Annotated in this window: 14 protein-coding genes; 9 read left to right on the forward strand and 5 right to left on the reverse strand. The window is 54.5% G+C overall.

Features of this window, described 5'->3' with window-relative positions; translation table 11 throughout:
* Positions 1 to 9 precede the first annotated feature (9 nt).
* The gene (locus tag HDF14_RS15785) at positions 10 to 279 is read right to left on the reverse strand and encodes a hypothetical protein (RefSeq protein ID WP_183978437.1); all 270 of its coding nucleotides are present in this window, start codon (positions 277 to 279) and stop codon (positions 10 to 12) included.
* Positions 280 to 789: 510 nt separating this feature from the next.
* Here HDF14_RS15785 and HDF14_RS15790 point away from each other — a divergent pair.
* Positions 790 to 4,245 (forward strand): TonB-dependent receptor, encoded by a 3,456-nt coding sequence (locus tag HDF14_RS15790; RefSeq protein WP_183978440.1) that lies wholly within the window; start codon positions 790 to 792, stop codon positions 4,243 to 4,245.
* Between the two features lie 275 nt (positions 4,246 to 4,520).
* Here HDF14_RS15790 and HDF14_RS15795 read toward each other — a convergent pair whose 3' ends face one another.
* Positions 4,521 to 5,321, reverse strand: a complete 801-nt coding sequence (locus tag HDF14_RS15795; RefSeq protein WP_183978443.1) for an SDR family oxidoreductase — start codon at positions 5,319 to 5,321, stop codon at positions 4,521 to 4,523.
* A 24-nt stretch (positions 5,322 to 5,345) separates the two neighbouring features.
* The gene (locus HDF14_RS15800; RefSeq protein ID WP_183978445.1) at positions 5,346 to 5,750 is read right to left on the reverse strand and encodes a GlcG/HbpS family heme-binding protein; all 405 of its coding nucleotides are present in this window, start codon (positions 5,748 to 5,750) and stop codon (positions 5,346 to 5,348) included.
* Positions 5,751 to 6,048: 298 nt separating this feature from the next.
* On the opposite strand from HDF14_RS15800, the gene HDF14_RS15805 reads away from it, so the two are divergent.
* The 6 genes from HDF14_RS15805 to HDF14_RS15830 all read left to right on the forward strand — a co-directional run bounded on the left by HDF14_RS15805 (position 6,049) and on the right by HDF14_RS15830 (position 11,617).
* A complete protein-coding gene (locus HDF14_RS15805) occupies positions 6,049 to 6,975 on the forward strand; it encodes a transporter (RefSeq protein ID WP_183978447.1) in 927 nt (308 codons plus the stop codon).
* A 329-nt stretch (positions 6,976 to 7,304) separates the two neighbouring features.
* Positions 7,305 to 8,303: a carboxypeptidase-like regulatory domain-containing protein gene (locus HDF14_RS15810; RefSeq protein WP_183978449.1), complete on the forward strand. Its 999-nt coding sequence runs from the start codon at positions 7,305 to 7,307 to the stop codon at positions 8,301 to 8,303.
* Positions 8,304 to 8,362: 59 nt separating this feature from the next.
* Complete coding sequence (locus HDF14_RS15815; protein ID WP_183978451.1) at positions 8,363 to 8,707, forward strand: STAS domain-containing protein; 345 nt, start codon at positions 8,363 to 8,365, stop codon at positions 8,705 to 8,707.
* 128 nt (positions 8,708 to 8,835) lie between these two features.
* Positions 8,836 to 9,936: a YXWGXW repeat-containing protein gene (locus tag HDF14_RS15820; protein ID WP_183978453.1), complete on the forward strand. Its 1,101-nt coding sequence runs from the start codon at positions 8,836 to 8,838 to the stop codon at positions 9,934 to 9,936.
* A gap of 164 nt (positions 9,937 to 10,100) precedes the next feature.
* On the forward strand, positions 10,101 to 10,616 hold the full coding sequence (locus HDF14_RS15825; protein ID WP_183978456.1) for a DUF3617 domain-containing protein: 516 nt from the start codon (positions 10,101 to 10,103) through the stop codon (positions 10,614 to 10,616).
* Positions 10,617 to 10,741: 125 nt separating this feature from the next.
* A complete protein-coding gene (locus HDF14_RS15830) occupies positions 10,742 to 11,617 on the forward strand; it encodes a class II fructose-bisphosphate aldolase (protein ID WP_183978457.1) in 876 nt (291 codons plus the stop codon).
* A gap of 356 nt (positions 11,618 to 11,973) precedes the next feature.
* On the opposite strand, the gene HDF14_RS15835 is transcribed toward HDF14_RS15830, so the two are convergent.
* Entirely contained in the window at positions 11,974 to 12,705 is a 732-nt protein-coding gene (locus tag HDF14_RS15835) for an MgtC/SapB family protein (RefSeq protein WP_221304715.1), read from the reverse strand.
* 271 nt (positions 12,706 to 12,976) lie between these two features.
* Here HDF14_RS15835 and HDF14_RS15840 point away from each other — a divergent pair, with 271 nt between their 5' ends.
* Both HDF14_RS15840 and HDF14_RS15845 read left to right on the forward strand, forming a co-directional pair.
* Positions 12,977 to 13,237, forward strand: a complete 261-nt coding sequence (locus HDF14_RS15840) for a GlsB/YeaQ/YmgE family stress response membrane protein (RefSeq protein WP_183978459.1) — start codon at positions 12,977 to 12,979, stop codon at positions 13,235 to 13,237.
* A 154-nt stretch (positions 13,238 to 13,391) separates the two neighbouring features.
* Complete coding sequence (locus HDF14_RS15845; RefSeq protein WP_183978461.1) at positions 13,392 to 13,913, forward strand: hypothetical protein; 522 nt, start codon at positions 13,392 to 13,394, stop codon at positions 13,911 to 13,913.
* A gap of 25 nt (positions 13,914 to 13,938) precedes the next feature.
* On the opposite strand, the gene HDF14_RS15850 is transcribed toward HDF14_RS15845, so the two are convergent.
* On the reverse strand, positions 13,939 to 14,715 hold the full coding sequence (locus HDF14_RS15850; RefSeq protein ID WP_183978463.1) for a hypothetical protein: 777 nt from the start codon (positions 14,713 to 14,715) through the stop codon (positions 13,939 to 13,941).
* Positions 14,716 to 14,729 lie beyond the last annotated feature (14 nt).

Here is a 14,729-nt window from a genome sequence, read left to right on the forward strand (position 1 = left end):
CCTTGTTGATCAACAAAGACGGCGACCAGAGCGTCCCACACACTTTGTGGTTGACCCAGGGAGAACTTCCGGCAGGGCTGGCAGCGGCGTGTGCGTGGAAAGAAACAAGAACTTCTTTTCCTTGTCCATTAATTGTGGGAAGCTTTGTCGAGGTGACGGGGGATTGAGCGGGGTCACATTCAACTTCCGACAGATCGGGTTGTAGAAGTCCTCTACAGCACCGACAGCAGCAGCTTCGTCGCCTTCTATGGTTATGACGAACAGTTCTTCACTGCGCATGACAATCTCTACGGCGTCGAGTCCGATCGGTAGAGGTTAGTCTGCTCGGGTATGTGTCCCATTCTCATCCGGTCCAGACTATCAGCTTATGGGTTATTTATTTGAGGAAGCGCTCTGGGTTGCGGCAGTCATCGCCACAAACTCTAGCCATATCAACCAGTACCTCCAAGCAAAGAAGTGAATAGAGCTTCTGGTTTTAGCTGGAGATTATTCGGAGGCCACTCACAAAGCTAGCTACTTTAGGCAATGAGGTATCCGTGAGCTCGAAGGCGCTTCTTACCAATTAGACAGTGTTGCGGGATCCGTTCGGCTAGCCTCGTTATCGGACCCAGCCGACGCCAGCTACACCACTTAGCAGACAAAACCGAGCAGCCCTCCTTTACGAGACAAGCTGCATCTAAGCGAAATTCACGCCGTCATACATGACTCTGTATAGAGCCAGCCGGCAATTGCAGAATCGCGCACGCTCTACGCATTGCCAGCTGTCTAGTGAACAGCTTAAGCTGCTAAGTGCAGCAGTACGGCCATTTACGCGCTCTACTGCATTGCATGAGGAAACCAATGACGCACAGCATCAAGAAGCAAATGTTTTCAAGGGCCCCGTATCTACGCATCCGTTCAAAAGCGCAAGCTGTTTTATTCAGCGGATGCCTCGCTTTCACAGTTACACCTTTCCTATCAGCACAGAGCACTACAGGCGACATAACTGGAACAGTGACCGACACCACCGGCGCAAGCGTACCTAACGCCACTGTGATACTCACTAACTTAGGAACAAAGGAATCAAGGACTATACATTCAGGCGGATCAGGCGATTACACTTTTACCCAGCTTGGCCCTGGTAACTATTCGGTACAAATCCAAGAAACTGGCTTTCAGTCCTTTATTATCCCATCCATCGCCCTGAACGCCGGGGACCGCGCTCGCGAAGATGCCAAGCTTGCGCTGGGATTAGAATCCACCACGGTGACGGTGACCGCACAAACTCCTGCACTGCAGACAGACAGCTCTAGCATCTCGCACACGGTGACTGATCAGTCTGTGCAGGATTTGCCGCTTAGCGGACGCAACTACATTAACCTCGTGCAGATCACGCCCGGTGCGAATGAAGGTCCAGGTAACGGACTAACAAGCGGCGCGCGTCCGGATGACCGTCGTCAGACCTCGGCGGTAGTAGCGAATGGCCAATCGGAGATTCTGAATGACGAGCTCGTCGACGGTCTCGATAACAACGAACGCATCATTGGTGGTATCGGTATTCGGCCTTCCATTGAAGCAATCAAGGAAATTAACGTTCAGACGAACAACTACTCGGCAGAGGTAGGGCGTACTGGTGGTGCGGTTATCAATATCATCACCAAATCAGGCACAAATGATTTTCACGGTTCAGCGTATGAGTTCTTTCAAAATGACGCGCTGAACGCAACACCATTTGAGTTCGGCGCGACGCAGGCGAATGGTCAGCCCCTTGCGAAGCCTGAACAACGTCAAAATCAGTTTGGGGGTTCGTTTGGTGGACCAATCGTGAAGAATAAGCTCTTTTTCTTCGGCGACTACGAAGGCTTGCGTCAGGTTTTGGGCGCCAACCCACAGACATTCCAAACATTGCTTCCATCGCAGTATGCACTTCTCCATAGCGGAAATATGGCGGCGATCAGTGCGCAACTCGCTGATGGCGGCCCGATCGATAAGGCCGGCCTGAACTACGCTCTGCTCTACCCGCTGGCCAACACCCCTGCAAGTCCGGGCAATCCAAACACACAAGGCTTTACGGCCTCTCCGGTAACTACCCGCAACTCGGATACGTACGATGGACGTGTTGACTGGCAGATTGACCAAAAGGATCTGGTCTATGGTCGTTACACATATAACAAGGTTCCATCGAACTTTCCGGGTCTTTTCCCGACCGTTAATTTAGCCGGTCTGAACATCGCTCCAGGCGGAGCGATCTTCAACTACTATGGCGCGGCAATCGACACGGCGCAAAATGCGCAAATTAACTTTGTGCGCACCATCAATTCGAATGTTCTTCTCCAACTCGGCTTTGGGTTCACACGCGTCAACAATCAATCACTGCCTCTCAACTATGGTGTAAATGCAAGCGAAGCGCTGGGTTTGCCCGGAATTAACCTCGATGCCACCACGTCGGGTCTTACGCCAGCTTCAACAGCTGGTTACGGCGACATCGGCGACGGTGCCTTTATTCCAATTAAAGATATCGACAACACCTTCCAGGAGAACGGCTCACTCACGATCAACCATGGCAAACACAGCGTCAAGGTCGGTGCAGCTTTAATTCGGCGCCAGGCCGAGAATCTGCAAAACAACTATGGCATCGGCGACTATACGTTCAATGCTCTTAACCAGGATGCCACGGGACTCGCAGCTCTGCTCCAAGGCAACTTCGCCAATGTGCAACGTTCTAACGACCTCGTCCCACCGCACTATAGGAATTGGGAGCCAGACGTTTTTGTTCAAGACGACTTTCACGCTGCGTCGAATCTAACGCTTAATATCGGCCTGCGTTATGAAGTGCTGACCCCCTTTACCGAAGTGAAAAATGCACTGACCAACTTCGATCCCGTGAGCGGTATTCTGCTGGTCGCTGGTCAGAATGGTGTCAATAAATACGCAGGACTCAACCCCACCTACAGCAACCTTGGCCCTCGGTTCGGTTTCGCTTATACGCCAAAGCCAAACCTGGTGCTCCGCGGGGGCTTCGGAATGTCTTACTTCCAAGGAAACTACACATCGAACGGGTCAGAAAAAGCCCAGCCGTTCGTCTCTGACTACCAATGCAATAACGGTGGCTGCCTGGTAAACCCTGCAACCGGCGTTGCTCCAACTCGGTTCTCACAAGGTCTGCCTCTACCCACAGAATCCAGCGCCACGAATCCCTCGGGAAGTGTCAACGGCGTTCTAAATGCAGGGTTCCGTACGTCATACCTCGAACAATTCAACCTTGGCCTGGAACGGAGCTTTGGCGCTAACGTGTTAGAGATTACGTATGTCGGTGAACTCGGCCGGCATCTGGCGCAGATCACCAATGACCAGAACTCCCCAGTTCTGATCTCCAATTCTGCGCTCGCCGCATTGGCTGTCCAGCAGGGGACAACGCCTGCAGCTTCCTTTAACACTTTGCGTCCATACCACACCACTTTGCCCAACGCAACGCAGATTGCCCAGTTCACAAGTACGGGCGCTTCCAACTATCAGGCACTACAGATTTCGTTGACCCGACGTGCTACGGCGGGCCTGACGGTCGGGGCCAACTATACATGGGCGCACAGCCTTGACAATGTTCTGGGATACAGCAACGAGGTCAATGATGGCTATGGAGCCGTTCCTACCCAACTCAGCACGATCGAGTACGGCAACAGCGACCTTGATCTCCGGAATCGCCTGAACTTCACTGCGAATTACGAACTGCCGTTCGGCAAGAACCTAAAAGGCGTCGCAGCATTGGCTGGCAAAGGTTGGCAGGCAAATACTCTGCTGCGCTGGTCAAGCGGCCTCCCCTTTACAGTGCTTCAAAATAACGGCGTTGTAAGTACAACGAACGGCTCTACAGGCAATTCGCGTCCGAACCAAATTCACAGTGCCAACCGCAGTGGATTTAACCTCAACGAATTCTTTGACACGACGGCGTTTCAGCCGCAGTTTTCTGGAACGTTGGGCTCCGAAGCCAGAAATCCCCTTTATGGGCCACACTTCCGTCAGATTGACTTTTCGGTCTTCAAGAGCTTCCCTGTCTACAAAGAGTCCACCCTTGAGTTCCGTGTAGAAGCATTCAACATCGTGAACACAACAAACTTCGCCAATCCAAACAATACCTATAATGCTGTACCTACCGCCGGAAATCCGGACCAGTACACCTACACAGCAAACAATGTCGGGCAAATCACAAGCGGCTCAGCCAACTATGTTCCGCGGCAGATCCAGTTTGCGCTCAAGTATCAGTTCTAATTCATGCTCAACATTAGACGCCCAGCGAGTGCTCGCTGGGCGTTTTGTTTTTGGATTACGAGCTGCGCCCTTACGGACAGCGAGCAACACGCCATCGTCGCTATAAACATGAGGATGCTGAACGGGTGGTCCGGCCTTTTCATAGGGGTTCCCTTGCAAGCGTGAGAGTCAGAATGGCTCACCAAATCATACGGGCTGGCGAAAAACGGCGTTGTCGGCAACTTCAACCGAACTTGCAAAAACGAGAGGCCGTAAGGACACCTATCAATCGCCTGTCAGATAGTGCGATCGTAGAGTTGCTGCTGGTAACTCTTAACCCATTCTTCCGACGAAGGAGGAAAGATGTTGAGAAACTTCCCCTCGCGAGAAGGAATCACTTCAATCATCTTTGCGATCATGTCCTTTGGATCGAGTCTTCCCTCAGGTTTACCGAGCAGCCCATCGACCACTTTCTTGAAGGCGTCGCGCTTGATAAAGTTCACGTCATCGTCGAGCCAGCGCAGACCGGCTTCAACCACAGTCTCGTTGAAACCGGTAAGGTAGGGTCCGGGATTGATGGTTTGAACCTGAATCCCGAACGGTTTCAACTCCTCGTACATTGCTTCAGCGATAGATTGCACAGCATGTTTGCTCGCGGCATACGCGGGAATTGGCGGGACCGTGAGTAGTCCAACAACTGAGGACGTGAATACCACCTTTCCCTTAACCCCCGAGGCCACCCAGTTCCGCACCACGCGCTGGGTAAAATCCAAAGCCGAAAAGACATTCGTTTCGAAGTTCTCCCGCACCAGATCAACCGGAATCTCGGACATAGGCCCTCCCTCGCCTATGCCCACGTTATTCACCAGAATGTCGAACTTGAATTTGAGCGCGTGCGCCACATCATACTTATCGAGCAGGTCCAACTTCTCGACTCGCAATGTTTTGAGGCCGAGCGAGCTGGCTTTTTCCCGCATAGCTGTCACTTGTGGCCAGCTCTGAACCGCTGCTATGACGTTGTGCCCTTTCTGCGCCAGTCCCAAAGCGGTTCCTTCACCAAATCCGGAGCCTGCTCCCGTGATCAATATCTCCTGCATATGAGTGATCTCCTTTCTTGTTAGTTAGACTTTCAACGCCGATTGGCCGCTTTGAGCGACCACATAGTCTTGAGCCGACGTCCCTCCCGACACACCGATGCTCCCGATCACGTGCCCATCGACGTTCTTGAAAGGAATTCCGCCGGCAAACGTAACGAGGTTGCCATTGGTGATCTCCATTCCATGCGCGTCTCCCCCTGCTTTGCTGTAGTTGTCAACGGTTTGCGTCTCCATTTCAAAGAGGGCCGACGTCTTCGCCTTCTTCATGGCGATATCGATCACTCCAAGCCACGCTCCATCCATGCGATGAAATGCTTTCAAGTGGCCTCCCGAATCAAGGATTGCAATGCAAACTGAAATCCCGAGTTCTTTCGCCTTCAGTATGGAAGCCTTCAAGACCCGTTCCGCCTGCTCCGCCGTAATCTGCATCCTCGCTGCTCCTTTGGGTTTACTTAGACGCCTTGGCCCCGCCGCAACACTCCACGAACGCGCCGTTCACAATCAGGCTCCATCCAAAGATTTGAACTTCAATGCGGCTACGAGACAGATGCCGGAGGCAGCTGCCTTGATTCCCTCCTCCATGTATTTCGCAAAGTCATCCCCTGGCCGATCCCATAGCAACGATCAGAGCGTCCGAAGAGCGTAGCCCTCGTGGTGTTCGGCAGCATGTAGTAGGAGCGAACGGAACGCCTGCAAGGGATTGGTATAGTAGCGGAGCGGGTATCCCATGCGACGTCGCTCCGTCCTGCTCTTGTCGAGTCTGGTCGCGTTATCTTCGGCGGCGATCCATGCCCAGGATCTGTCGCCGCGAGCATACGTCATCACCCCCATCCATTCGAACGCAGTCATCCTCACCTGGGCCTACTTTGATGGCGGCGTGGATTTCAACGGAACAGTCCCCATCTCAGGCGCAACCGGAACCTACAACGTCCCTATCTTCAGCCTCTACCACACCTTGAACTTCTTCGGACGTTCTGCGAACCTCACCGCGTCATTGCCCTACGCAGTTGGAAACTTCACAGGCACAGTGATGGGCCAACAGCAAGCCATCTATCGCTCCGGCCTGTTAGACACATCCATCCGCTTCTCCGTAAACCTGAGGGGCGGTCCCGCGATGACGCCGCAGGTGTTCTCAAAATGGAAGCAAAAGACATTGATCGGCCTAAGCGTAAAGATCATTGCTCCAACCGGGCAATATGACCCCACGAAGCTCGTAAATTGGGGCATCAATCGCTGGGCCTTCAAACCGGAACTAGGCTATTCAAAACGCTGGAACCACTGGGTTCTCGACGGCTACGGCGGAGCGTGGTTCTACACCACCAATCCCGCGTCCTTCGATCAACCCACCCCGAAGCCTCAGACCGAAGCACCGATCGGTTCCCTGGAAGGCCACTTGAGCTACGATTTGAAGCCGCGCTATTGGGTATCGCTTGATGGCAACTTCTGGTTTGGCGGCGTCACAACACTCAACGGCATTCAGAATCTGCAGACCAAACAGACTGGCTCCCGCATCGGAGGCACAGCCTCCGTCCCGATCGGCAAGCACCAATCCATAAAGATCAACTATAGTAATGGTACATACATCCGCTTCGGCGGGAACTATCAGAACGTCTCACTAGCGTGGCAATACTCCTGGCTCGGCAAACCAAACTAAGCATCACGGCGCCCCAATAAATTGGCCGCTACGCTATCACCGCTGCTCCTCAGCTGTTATCATCAAAGAGACAACTCAGCAGCGCTCAGCGCTCCGACGACGGCATCCCAATTTTGCAATGTAAATGACCGAATCGGTACCGATACCGCGGCCCACATGAAGGTCTCCCTTCCGGCTGGCTAGCCCTGATAAAGCACCTGTGATCTTCAACATAAGCCGAGTAACAAACACTCACGACGGTCGCTTCGTCTAAAGAATGATGAATGCCTGAACCCTTCGGTAAGGCTGCCGCATCTTTTTTAGTAGACCAACGCTAAAGGCTAATCTAAATGCGCTTCTGCCGACTTTTATTGACACTCATCCTGGGTGTCGCTCCGATCACCGCGTTAGGCCAACAGGCCCTCGCGCCCGGACCCCAGCGCGGAAGCATCAGCGGCGACGTGACCGATGTCGATGGGCTCGTTATTCCCGACGCCACAATCACATTGGATGAGCCGTCTTCAAGCGACTCCCAGACAGTTACAGCGAACGAGACAGGATTTTTCGTCCTTAAAAGTGTCGACCCAACGACCCCTCACGAGATTGTCATAAAAGCGAATGGGTTCGGCGATTGGACCTCGCCTCCCGTCACAATCAGTCCTGGCCAGTCATTCGAACTGACCGACATCAAGCTCAAGGCAGCAATCGTCGAAACTACCGTCTCCGCCGTCACAGTAGAACAATTGGCTCTCGAAGAGGTGAAGGCTGCAGAGAAGCAACGCGTCTTTGGCATCATTCCCAACTTCTACGTTTCTTACGACAAGAACCCTGTCCCGCTTACGTCGAAGCTGAAGTATGAACTCGCCTTCAGAGCCGGCACCGATGTAGCCAGTATCGCCGGCGATTTCTTCATCGCAGCAATCAATCAAGCAGCCGACTATCCCGACTACCAGCAAGGTTGGAAGGGCTATGGTCAACGCTTCGGTGCCGCCTATGCCGACAGCTTCTCTAACATCATGATCGGCGGCGCCGTTCTGCCTTCGCTTCTCCATCAGGATCCGCGCTACTTCTACCAGGGCACCGGCACCAAGAAATCTCGCGCCCTTCACGCGATATCAGCTCCATTCATCTGCAGAGGGGACAACGGCAAAAACGAGGTCAATTTTTCCAGCATGGGCGGCGATCTGATCGCATCGTCCCTCACCAATCTTTATTATCCGGATAGCAATCGCGGGCCAGGGATCGTCTTCACCAGCTTCTTCGTCAACTCCGGCGGCCGAATCGCCAACGCCTTGGTACAGGAGTTTCTCCTGCGCAAGTACACCCACCACTCAGATAAAGGTGACTAACGGGCGAGCGGCCCATCCAGAAAATCAGCACGATAGAATAGGCTCTCAGAGGAGCACTCATGTCTGTCGCCACCCCGCCACCCTTCACGCTCGAGATTGAAGATCGCGGCAGCACAGCCGTCGTCCGTTGTCACGGCAAACTACTAGCCGGCCACACCGAGCTGCTTTACGCTCCTGTCTCCCAGCTCCTCCCCACACACCAACGCGTCATCCTCGACCTCTCAGACCTTACCCACATGGACAGCATGGGACTGGGCGCACTCGTCCGCATCTACGTCTCTGCCCGCACTAAGGGCTGCGAGCTCGAGCTGCGCCACATCGGCAAAAAGGTTCGAGATCTGCTCATCATGACCAATCTGCTCCCCGCCTTCACCATCGTCGGAGAACACGACATAAGAATGTGACACAGCAGGCTCCAGAGGTCTAACCTGACTGCGCATCAGGGGCGACCGTTTTGTCAAAAATAACGACAACTAAACCTCAACTCCCCTGTTCATAACTGCAACGCGAGTTTCTCTCAGGAGCAAACACCATGCGCACAAAACCATCCATTCGAAATCTTCTACTCGGCTTCCTCTTAGCAGTCATCTCCTCGACTGCCTTCGCTCAGGTCGGCATCTCCGTCTCCTTCGGACCACCCGCACTTCCCGTCTACACGCAGCCCATCTGCCCGGGCGACGGCTACATCTGGACCCCCGGCTACTGGGCCTGGGACGCTGACTACGGCGACTACTATTGGGTTCCAGGCACCTGGGTCCTCGCCCCCGAGGTCGGCTATCTTTGGACCCCTGGCTGGTGGGGCTGGGGCGGCAGCGGATACCTCTTCCATCAGGGCTACTGGGGCTCGCAGGTCGGTTTTTACGGCGGAATCAGCTACGGCTTCGGCTACTTCGGCAACGGCTACGAGGGAGGCCGATGGGACAATAATCACTTCTTCTATAACCGCACCGTCAACAACATAAACGTCAACAACATTCACAACACCTACAACACCACCATCGTCCACAACACCACCGTCATCAACCGAGTCAGCTACAACGGTGGCAACGGGGGCGTCGAAGCACGTGCTACCCCACAAGAAGAAGCGGCAGATCGTGAGCGCCACATCGCACCGGTCCCCGCTCAGGTGCAACACTACCAGGCAGCACGCTCCAACCCACAGCTCCGCGCTTCGACAAATCAGGGCAAGCCTCCAATCGCCGCAACCGCGAGACCCGGAGAGTTCAACGGCCATGACGTCGTCGCCGCTCACGAAGCTGGAGCGCCCTATCACCCACCAGCCAATCGCCCGAACACAGAATCTCAACCCGCGAACTTTAACCACGCAAGCGAGGTACAGCCCCACCAGGCGCCTGCACCTCCAAATACTGGAAGCGCGAAACTCGATCAAAAATATCAGCAGCAGCAGAATCAGCTGATCGCAAAACAGAACCAGGAGCACCAGCAGCTTCAGCAAAAACAAGATGCCGAGCATCAGCGAGCTACGCAGCAGGCTGCAAACGACGCGCAAAAACAGCAGCTGGAGCACCAACACCAACAACAGACCCAGCAAATGGAACAGCGCCACACCGCGCAACAGCAACAACTGCAACAACACCAGCCGGAAAACCACAACGAAGGGCATCCAAAATGACACCGGTGTGAGCAATAGCGCCGTCGATCCCACGGTGCTCACTCATGCGGCTTCATCGTATGAGTGAGCACCGTGTAGCAGCACGCGTCCGCTCCACCCCACAGCCAACCTGCGTGCTAAACTCCTCCCGTGCACCGGTAACAATCCACTCCAGGAGCATCCAAATGAACCCTCGGAGACCCTCCCGCCACCTCACCCTTTGCACGGCATCCCTCTTCCTCATCGGTGTCTCAGCTTTGCCCGGCCAGCTCGCCGACATCCCCATCAAACCGGGACTGTGGAATACGCAGATCGTCGCAAAGATGGGCCTCAATGATAATGACAACGAGCCCATCGTGAGCCAGGCCTGCTTCACCGCCGGAACCACCATCAGCGGTTATCTCGCCGCCATGACCAAATCCGCGCCTGAAGTCCAGTGCACCATGTCCAACAAGGTCCAGACCGCCAACCACATCGCGTTCGACACCACCTGCACCAGCGCCCACGCCACCTCAAAGACTCACTCCGACTTCCAGCTCGCCGACGCTGAACACTTCACCGGCTCCAGCCACTCCACCATTGTCGGCAGCTCCCACGACCATCCCATCAACATGGAGATGAGCAAAACCTTCACCGCAAAGTTTCTCTCCTCAAACTGCGGCGACGTCAAACCCCTCACCGACCAGTCCCCCCAAAAATAAATCCAACAGCGCGGTCGCGGACTCTCAATATCGAAGGCGCGCTTTCACGTCTTTGTGAAAGACCAGAGGTAAACTACTGCACGTGTCTGCAGCACATCAGATATCAGCCCAAGGGGGAGATTCATATGCACATATTGAGAAATGTCTTAGATCAGGCTCAGAAAAACGGAGTAGCCGTCGGTCACTTCAACGTCTCTGATCTGGTTCTGTTGAAGGCGGTCTTCGCAGCTGCGAAAAAACTGAACGTTCCCGTCATCGTCGGAGCTTCAGAAGGCGAACGCGAGTTTTTAGGAACCCGTCAGCTTGGCGCTCTCGTGCGTAGCATCCGCGAGGAGTCCGATTTCCCGATCTTCCTCAACGCAGATCACACCCACTCCCTGCCCAAAGCCATCGAGGCGGCCAAAGCCGGCTTTGACTCCATCGTCTTTGACCTCTCCGCTCTGCCGTTCGAAGAAAATGTCCGCCAAACCAAAGAAGCCGTCGAAGCCCTCAAAGCGATCAACCCCGCCATCCTCATCGAAGGCGAGATCGGCGACATCGGCACCGGCTCCGAGATACATGACAAAGCCCCCGACCTCACACGCGGCCTGACCTCTCCCGAACAGGCGAAACAATATGTCGACGCCACCGGAATCGACATCCTCGCCCCCGCCGTAGGCAACATGCACGGCATGCTCAAGAGCATGGTCCACGGCGAAGCAACCAAGCACCTCGACATCCCAAGAATCGCCGAGATCAAAAAGGCCGTCAAAACCTTCATCACCCTCCACGGCGGATCGGCAACCAACGACGCAGACTTCCACAAGGCAATCGCCGCCGGCATCAACATCATCCACATCAACACCGAGCTTCGCGTCGCTTGGCGACGTGGCCTCGAAGAAGGCCTCGCCAAAAACCCAGACGAAGTCGTCCCCTACAAAATCCTGCCATCCGCAGTGGAGTCAGTGAAGCAGGTAGTCCTCTCTCGTTTGAGCCTGTTCAACAACAAGCCTCCAGCCTGACGAGCTGTTGTACGGCAGGCGACCTTCCATTGCATCGGGTGCCCCATATCTCGACTCTGAGATGTGGGCATTCGTGCGACAGCACGAACCGCCTTCGCTCCCTGGCAGACAACTCCCACCAGCCCAAAACGGAAATCCCGAAAAATAAATCCCAAAAACCTGGCGCATTTTTCACCACCGAAAAAGTGACTGTCAAAACACCACGTTTACCACGCATTCCACCACGTTCTCACCACCAAAAAACCACATCCAAACATGCCTTTTTCGCAAAATACCCAGCAAAAACACCAGAATCTCCAGCCAGAAAAAATAATGCGCCCCACATATTTCGAACCGTCGACGAAAACACAAAACGTCTATTCCGCCTCGCCTCCGGTCTCAGTCCATTCCACAGACTCCGTCCACGGATACGCCCGCATCTCCGCCGCCACCGCATTCAAAACATTGGCATCGTGCGTAGGCGATTCCAGAATCACCTGGATAATAGAGTGGTCCGTATCTTCCACCCTCTCCGCATGCGTCTTTTGCAATACAAGGGAACGTTCAGCAATCGCGCGAGTCAACTCATACTCCGCCTCCGTCTGATGTTCCACATCGCAGACAAGCCTCAATCGGTAAAGCGCATGCGTCTCCACCACCGACAGAGAACGTCGATCGATAAACCGCGACAGCGGGCGTAGCACCGAATTGATCGCAACCAGCAAAGCCGCAACAAAAGCAGCCTCAAAGACCTTGCCCGCGCCAGCATAGGCCCCAACAGCGGCGGAGCACCACAGTGTGGCGGCTGTGTTCAATCCGCGCACATTTCCACCATCTTTCATAATCGCGCCCGCGCCAAGAAATCCCACACCGGACACCACATACGCGATAACCTGCGTCGTTCCTGGCGAAATCGTCAAACCCAGATCGACGAAAGCCGCGGCCCCAAAACACACCAATGTGTTGGTGCGCAATCCCGCCGCGCGCTGTCTCCACTGGCGCTCGGCACCCACACAAGCGCCAAGCGTCAACGCCGACAGGAGCCGCCCAAAAGTCGTTTGCCCCAGGGCACTCACCGCAGTGTGCCAGGAAAAATGATTTGCTATCACGCAGGCAATCTTACGTCACACACTCACCTCAGGCATCCCATCCACGGTCGCCAGGCGGCCGTCTGCGCTGGTGCAATCCCAAGGTCTCTTCTTGGGACATCCGCCGAATTTGAGCATAAAGTGTTGAAGACAAACAACCCGCAGCGAAAGAAACGGGTCTGACACCTAAGACCCCCGGATGTGAGCCGCAAGTATTGATCGGACACCATTCCGCTTGTCTGTCAGACAACTCGCCACGGGCCCAATTCAAAAACAATAAGGAGAAATATAAATGTTCATCATTTGGTGGATCATCGTAGGCCTCATCGCTGGCTTCCTCACAGGCAAGCTCATGAAGGGCAGCGGTTACGGCGCAATCGGAGACATCGTCATCGGCATCATTGGAGCCATCGTCGGCGGCTTCATCATGCAGAAACTCGGCTATGCCGGTTCCGGTGGCCTCATCTACACCGTCATCGTAGCCATTGTCGGAGCTGTCCTCCTTACCCTGCTCCTACGCCTGGTTACCGGCAACAGAGCTCGAAACCTCTAACTCCAGTCGCCCTGGCTGGCGAAGACCTCTGGCATTCCACCGCCCCCACATCTCGACATCGGAGATGTGGGCCTCTGCGCTTGAAAGCCCAAACCGTTCTCTCTCCCCCAAAGGATGTATCGCCCAAACCCGGACGCAGTATGAAGCTAATCCCATGAGCTTCTATAAAGGCATGCTCCTGGCAATCACCTTCCTCACCACGTATTCGTACGCACAAGACTGCCTGAGCAATCTGCCCCAGTCTGTAAGGTCGGCCGTCGAGCAGGACCACTGGACGATCGTGCAACCGCAGGATCTCTCAGGCAACGATCCTCAGATCTTCAGGGTCAATCACCCAGGCGAATGCCCGGGAGTAACTGCTGGAAACTTCTACCCCAAAGGAAAGTCGTCGTATCTGGTGGCGACGATCCAGCGGGACGATCAGAAAAATCCGACTGAGAAACTCACACTCGTTTTCTTCAAAAAAAATCTTCCCGTCACCGCGGTCGTTGTCCCTCCCACCCAGGTCGCAGATCCCTTCGTCGTCTGGAAACTCCGGCCCGGCCACTACCAGGACCTATACGGCACTAAAGCCACGATCTCCCGAGAGTCCTTCGTTTACGAAAAACTCGTAGGCCCTGCAAAGCAGTTCTACTACGATGGCACCCACCTGAAATCCTTTGTGATCTCAAGATAGAAGTCGTCCATGCTTCCGAAGATTGTCAATGGACATGAGGCACGTCGTCATTCATCGAGAAGACGTCCTTAAAGTCGCTCTCATAAGGGAAGACATGGATCATCCAGGTAAACATATAGGGGTGAAAGATGCCGCCCTCTGCCTCACAGGCCTGTTTCGTATTGATGGAGCCGAACATGCCGAACTTCGGATGGGCGGCTTGGTAGTCCTTAACTCGGTCTGCAGGGGCCTCGCAGAAGTTGGTATGCTCATGCCACCGCGCGACACTGAGCGGGATGCGCTCGTTCAGGTCCTCTGCGCTCGCGTTTGGCCGAGCCGTATACATCACACCTTCTAGTTTGTACTGCTGATACGGAGTTCGACGGTAAAGCAGCGACGTCGGTTTGCTTGGGTCGAAATGGAAGTCAGCATCCCGTGCGTTGGCCTCTTTGTTGAAGTGATATTGGGGCTGCTCGAGTTTCGGATTCGCAATCACATATCCGTCAGCCAAAGCGTTGCGATAGTCTTTGTAGCGCTCCATGGTCGCCTTAGCTTCTGCCACAACTTCCTTAGCCTTCGCTTCATCGCCCGGCTCCTTCGGCCACACTGGCGTGATGGTCATGTGACCGGCCATGGCAGCCATACTCGGTCCCATATTTTTCATATCAGCCATATCGTTCATGTTGCCCTTGCCGGCACTCATGTTCATTCCGGCCATGCTGTCCTTTGGCTGGTCCTGTTGCCAGGCGTATCCCGGCAATGCAGTCAGAAACACAGCTTCGAAAACCAACCCCGCTAAGATCATGCAACGAATGTGAACCATCTCCGCCTCCGTCG

The sequence above is a fragment of the Tunturiibacter gelidiferens genome (assembly GCF_014201335.1).
In the GTDB taxonomy this organism is placed as follows: Bacteria; Acidobacteriota; Terriglobia; order Terriglobales; family Acidobacteriaceae; genus Edaphobacter; species Edaphobacter lichenicola_E.

What these genes read in the sequence shown, in the direction of transcription:
- HDF14_RS15815 (WP_183978451.1), top strand. Translation starts at nt 8,363, where the DNA reads ATGTCTGTCGCCACCCCGCCACCCTTCACGCTCGAGATTGAAGATCGC.
- HDF14_RS15830 (WP_183978457.1), top strand. Translation starts at nt 10,742, where the DNA reads ATGCACATATTGAGAAATGTCTTAGATCAGGCTCAGAAAAACGGAGTA.
- HDF14_RS15805 (WP_183978447.1), top strand. Translation starts at nt 6,049, where the DNA reads ATGCGACGTCGCTCCGTCCTGCTCTTGTCGAGTCTGGTCGCGTTATCT.
- HDF14_RS15820 (WP_183978453.1), top strand. Translation starts at nt 8,836, where the DNA reads ATGCGCACAAAACCATCCATTCGAAATCTTCTACTCGGCTTCCTCTTA.
- HDF14_RS15810 (WP_183978449.1), top strand. Translation starts at nt 7,305, where the DNA reads ATGCGCTTCTGCCGACTTTTATTGACACTCATCCTGGGTGTCGCTCCG.
- HDF14_RS15825 (WP_183978456.1), top strand. Translation starts at nt 10,101, where the DNA reads ATGAACCCTCGGAGACCCTCCCGCCACCTCACCCTTTGCACGGCATCC.
- HDF14_RS15850 (WP_183978463.1), bottom strand. Translation starts at nt 14,715, where the DNA reads ATGGTTCACATTCGTTGCATGATCTTAGCGGGGTTGGTTTTCGAAGCT.
- HDF14_RS15795 (WP_183978443.1), bottom strand. Translation starts at nt 5,321, where the DNA reads ATGCAGGAGATATTGATCACGGGAGCAGGCTCCGGATTTGGTGAAGGA.
- HDF14_RS15840 (WP_183978459.1), top strand. Translation starts at nt 12,977, where the DNA reads ATGTTCATCATTTGGTGGATCATCGTAGGCCTCATCGCTGGCTTCCTC.
- HDF14_RS15785 (WP_183978437.1), bottom strand. Translation starts at nt 279, where the DNA reads ATGCGCAGTGAAGAACTGTTCGTCATAACCATAGAAGGCGACGAAGCT.
- HDF14_RS15800 (WP_183978445.1), bottom strand. Translation starts at nt 5,750, where the DNA reads ATGCAGATTACGGCGGAGCAGGCGGAACGGGTCTTGAAGGCTTCCATA.
- HDF14_RS15845 (WP_183978461.1), top strand. Translation starts at nt 13,392, where the DNA reads ATGAGCTTCTATAAAGGCATGCTCCTGGCAATCACCTTCCTCACCACG.